At 46.4% G+C, this 1,119-nt stretch carries 2 protein-coding genes; both read right to left on the reverse strand.

Going from position 1 to position 1,119, the window contains the following annotated elements:
* Positions 1-958 (reverse strand): Hpt domain-containing protein (locus A3762_RS22455; protein ID WP_197469501.1); only part of this gene is annotated, 958 nt, incomplete at its 3' end.
* 23 nt (positions 959-981) lie between these two features.
* Positions 982-1,080, reverse strand: a complete 99-nt coding sequence (locus A3762_RS28520) for a protein phosphatase CheZ (protein WP_255375077.1) — start codon at positions 1,078-1,080, stop codon at positions 982-984.
* Positions 1,081-1,119: the final 39 nt, after the last annotated feature.

Consider the following 1,119-nt stretch of genomic DNA (forward strand, 5'->3'; position numbering starts at 1 on the left):
CAGTAATCATGTCCGAATTTGATGATATAGAAGCCTCAGATTCTTTGGTCTCAGGTTTTTCAGGTTCAGCACTCGCTGCGGGAGTATCAGAAGCTGCTGAGCTCGCAGGATCAAACTTCCCTTCGCCATGAAGCTCATCAAGAAGTTTTTCGAATTCGTCATCGGTGATTTCATCAGAAGCACTAGCATCTGATGCCGTATTTGCTTTTGGCTCAGAAGGAATCGGAGACTCACTTGGAGCATCCGCGACTTTATGCTCTTGCAGCTCACCTATGAGGCTTTCAAATTCTTCATCAGAAATATCAGAATCACCTGCTGGAGGCGCATCTTGTGATGGAGCAGCATCATTTGTTGAGGCGGGTGTCTCTTGAGCTGGAGCTGAAGTTGGGCCATCAAGCGCGTCCAACAACATCTCAAATTCATCGTCTGTAATGTCGCCCTCAGCTGAAGCGATCTGGTCAACGATTTTTGCTGCTTCTTCAGCTGTTTGCTGATCTGTTGAAGGAGTTTGTGGAGCTGGCTCATTCGGAGCAGCTTCAGGTACTTCCTCTGCCACCGGCTCCGCGCCTTGTTCACATGCAAAGCGCTCTAAATCTTTTAATAGCGAAGGTTCTGCAGGACTCGGTTGTTCGCCAGAACGAACCTCATCAAACATGACATTAACGGAATCAAGTGCACGAAGCACCACATCCATTAATTCGGCGTCTACGGTTCTCTTACCGTTACGCAAGACATCAAACACATTTTCAGCAATATGACAGCAATCGACCAAGGCCTCTAACTGAAGAAACCCTGCCCCACCTTTAACGGTATGAAAGCCACGGAATATTGCATTGAGAAGATCTAGGTCTTCAGGGTTTTGTTCTAGTTCAACGAGCTGTTCAGATAACTGCTCAAGAATCTCACCAGACTCAACAAGAAAGTCCTGCAAGATCTCTTCATCTGGCTCAAAGCTCATTCACTAACCCCTTTGTATTCTTCCTAAAACCCTAAGCTTGATAAAAGGTCATCCACATCGTCTTGACCATTTACAACATCTTCGCGTTCTTCTCTTTTCATCTGTGGACCTTCGCCATCCATATTGGTTTCGATGGACTCAAGGTCGTGCACAGTACCTGT

Source organism: Oleiphilus sp. HI0125 (genome assembly GCF_001635355.1).